This is a genomic window from Frankia canadensis (assembly GCF_900197875.1).
In the GTDB taxonomy this organism is placed as follows: Bacteria; Actinomycetota; Actinomycetes; order Frankiales; family Frankiaceae; genus Frankia; species Frankia canadensis.
The window spans coordinates 1-3,360 of the sequence record NZ_FZMO01000332.1 but is presented as its reverse complement, the minus strand read 5'-3'; the positions used below and the strand labels follow the sequence as shown (position 1 = coordinate 3,360).

3 protein-coding genes and 1 pseudogene are annotated in these 3,360 nt (G+C 74.5%); all 4 read left to right on the top strand.

Annotated elements, in window-relative coordinates; genetic code table 11:
- Positions 1-935: pseudogene (locus C1A33_RS35170) on the top strand (hypothetical protein); the annotation flags it as partial.
- Positions 936-940: 5 nt separating this feature from the next.
- Positions 941-1,345 carry a hypothetical protein gene (locus C1A33_RS22395; protein ID WP_133150790.1) on the top strand — a complete coding sequence of 135 codons (405 nt, stop codon included), beginning with the start codon at positions 941-943 and terminating at the stop codon, positions 1,343-1,345.
- Between the two features lie 125 nt (positions 1,346-1,470).
- Entirely contained in the window at positions 1,471-2,022 is a 552-nt protein-coding gene (locus tag C1A33_RS22390; RefSeq protein ID WP_101833339.1) for a hypothetical protein, read from the top strand.
- 973 nt (positions 2,023-2,995) lie between these two features.
- On the top strand, positions 2,996-3,154 hold the full coding sequence (locus tag C1A33_RS35165) for a hypothetical protein (RefSeq protein WP_165818539.1): 159 nt from the start codon (positions 2,996-2,998) through the stop codon (positions 3,152-3,154).
- The last annotated feature ends 206 nt before the right edge of the window (positions 3,155-3,360 follow it).

Here is a 3,360-nt window from a genome sequence, read left to right as displayed (position 1 = left end):
CCCCCACGCCGCCGGTCCCGCACACCACCGAGCCGAACAATGGGATCGACGCCGACGCCGACGCCACGGCGCCCTCCGCCCTCACCGCCACACCGGACCCGGACCCGGACCCGGACACGACCGTCACGGACCCCGACACGGACCCCGACACGGACGACGCGCCCGACGACGCGCAGGTCACCGACCCGACCAAGCCGACCGCTGACCCCGACCCGGGCGACGCGGGCAAGGCTGACCCGGACGACCTCGAGCCGGACGTGGAGGCGATGGAGACGGACCCGGCATCGGGCAGCGCGGCGACCAACACCGGCGAGGCCCTGCCCGACGCCCACGCCGACACCGACGACACCGACGACACCGACGGCAACATCATCGTGGTCAGCGCGAGCGTGACCCCGCAGGCGCAGGCCGATCCGCAGCCGGAACCGGTGACCGAACCGCAGGCCAGCCCCGCACGCCGTGGAACCGACACCGCGAGCACCCCTACCCCTCCCGCCGTGTCCGAGGAGCCGGTCCGGCTCCCGGCGCAGGAGGCCGCGGATCCGGACACCACCGGGGCCGGTGGCGTCGCGGCACCGGCCCCGGTGGTGTGCGCGGCGTTGACATGCCCGCTCGCGGCGTGCCCGGCCCGGGCGGGGGCCGCACCGTCGGCACCGCGTCGCCGTCCCCGTGCGGCGCGTGCGGCCACCGACGCTGCGGCGCGTAACGCCAGCGGCTCGGTGCGGCTGCGGCCCGGGCAGCTCGGCACGCTCATCGGCGACCTGCTGCGCGACAACCCGGACGCGCAGCTGAGCGCCGGGGCGATCGCCCGCGAACTGAACAGGTCCAGCGGCGCCGTCGCCGCCGCCATGCCCGGACTCATCAGCGCCGGGCGAGTGGCCCAGGTCAACCCCGGCCAGCGGCCGGCCCTCTACCAGACAACCGAGCGCAGGTGAGCACGATGCCCATGCCTCCCAGCGCCGCCGCCCTCAACCGTGCGCTGCTCGACGCGGTCGCCCGCAGCCTGACCTGGCTGACCGGCCTGCTCGGTGACCTCGGCTGGTGCGACGCCCTACCCCCGTGGCCTGGGGTCATCCTGACCGCGCCGGCCGACGTGTACCTGTTGCACGCCCACGCCCTCGCCGTGCAGTACGCGATCCCCCAGACGGGATGCCGCTGCCACAGCGGCTGGCGTGGCGACCTCGCCACGCAGGCGATCGGCCGCTGGCGGGCACTCGTCGACCACGCGCTCGCCCTCGCGCTGCTCTCCCCGACCGGGCGGGCCGCCGATCTCCAAGCCCACCGCGACCGCTACCACGCCGCCGAGACCGCCTTCCACCGATGGACGGCCCAGCGCGACGTCTAGCCGCGCACTCCGCCCGGCCCCGCCGGCCGCACTGGAGCCATCTTCTTCCCCCGCTGCAGCGGGGGCGCATCCCCGGTGGTGCGCTCCCCGGCTGCGATGCCACGCCCAACGCGAAGGGCCACAGCATGGCGAACGATCTGCACGACCTGACGGGGGCCATCGCCCGAGAACTGGGCCCCCCATGGGCCGCGAGACCCTTGCCCGAGAACGAGGCGTCCCTATACGCCCCCGACCTGCACTTCCTCGTGGTCCGCCGCGACCCGAACAGCCGCGACCGGCTCAGGATCGCCGGCGCCGCCGCAGCCGGCCTCGGGCCGCACTGGCCTCGAACCGGCCGCCACCACATCACCGTCAGCCAGCAGAAAAGCCCCGAGCGGATCGCCGGTGAGATCAGCCGCCGGCTCCTGCCCGACTACCGGGCCGCGCTCGCCATCGCCAAGACCAACCTCGAGATCGCCAGACGCGCAGACACGGAAGCGGCCCGTGCCCTGGCCGTCCTCGCCCGCCAACTACGCGGCACGCTCACCGGCCGGAAGGTTCACCTCTACGGGCCGGCGAGCCATCTCACCGGCTCGATCAGCCTCGCCGACGGCGACATCACCCTAAGCCTGCGCCTACCGGCCCCGCACGCCGCCAGCCTCGCCCAGGCGCTGGGGAACTTCCGCGCCACACCGTGACACCCCCCGACCGCCGGCCGGGCCACCACGGCCCGGCCGGCCCTACTCCCCTGGAGACACCCACGATGCCCGTTCGCTCTTCGGCCGGTGCGCACCAGCCGCCCAGCCCACCGCTACCGGCGGCACATCAGCCCGGCCGACGTCGCCCGCACGGTCGGCTCCGACCGGCCGTGGCCGCACCCCAACCGCCGTCCCGCCGGCCAGGCACCGCCCCACCATCCCCCGCCCCACGGCTACGGAACCGGACGACACGGCGCGGGCGAGGGCTGCACGTCCGACGGAGCAGAAGGAGCAGGATCATGCTGGCAATCGCAGTCCTCGCCGTCACGATGGTGAGCTGCTACGCGACGATCGCCTGCGCCGTCGCCGCCCTCCTATGGCATCTGACGTGCAGGGCCCGCGACAGGGCCGACCAGCGCCAGACGCCGCATGCCACCCGCCCGGGCACGACTGGCAGACAACACCCCCAGCGCGGAACCGGTGGTGGTCAGCACCGACACACAGAGCATCGCCCGAAGGGGCCAGTACCAGCAGGGCGTGCGACACAGGCGCGTGCGGCGGACAGGTCACAGTAAGCCGGCCGGGTGCGGCCCGGCGGGGCTCCCACCCCCGCCGGGCCCGCGCAACGCGACGATGACCCCGGGGGCGGGTCCGGCATGCCCCTTCGCCGGGCCTGCGGCCTGTCTGACGGCGGTCGTTCCGGCCGCCGCTGGCAGCGAATACCGGTCCGTCCCGCCGAGATCCGCCCTGGCACGGTGACTGCGCTGGCGCCGGGCGGTGCTCTGCGCGTGGTGCTGTCAGGGCCGGTCGGGTCTGGCGCTGTCCAGCCTGCGGAAGAGTGCCGCGTCGAACTCGAAACGGGCGAGGGGCAGGGTGAGTACGGGCAGTTCCAGGCCGAGATCGATCAGTGTCGGGTGGAGCTTCGGTTCCCGCAGTGCGTGCGCGACGAGCCAGATCGTCGGGTCGGCAAGGGGTGGGTGCGGTTGCGGTCGGCGGAGTCGGCGAGCAACGTCAGGACCCGCTCGACGATCTCGTCAGCTGGTCCATCGCGTGTGTTCTCGACGTCTGCGCCGGGCAGGCGCCCCGACGCAGCCCGCGCGCCCACCAGCAGGCCCTCGCCTGCGCGTCCTGATCCGGCGCATCGCAGGAGCAGCGCGCCGATCTTCTACCCCGCGGCGGCCTCACCAGTGGGAGTCACACACGGCCGGCCGCGTGGAAGTGGCGCCGAGGTCGGCGAGGCGGGTGAGTAGGCGTCGGTAGACGCGGTGGGTGTCGGCGGGGTGGCCGGCGGCGGCGTGTAGGCGCATGAGGTGGGTGTAGAGGGATTCGGTGTAGGGG

What these genes read in the sequence shown, in the direction of transcription:
- C1A33_RS22390 (WP_101833339.1), top strand. Translation starts at nt 1,471, where the DNA reads ATGGCGAACGATCTGCACGACCTGACGGGGGCCATCGCCCGAGAACTG.
- C1A33_RS22395 (WP_133150790.1), top strand. Translation starts at nt 941, where the DNA reads ATGCCCATGCCTCCCAGCGCCGCCGCCCTCAACCGTGCGCTGCTCGAC.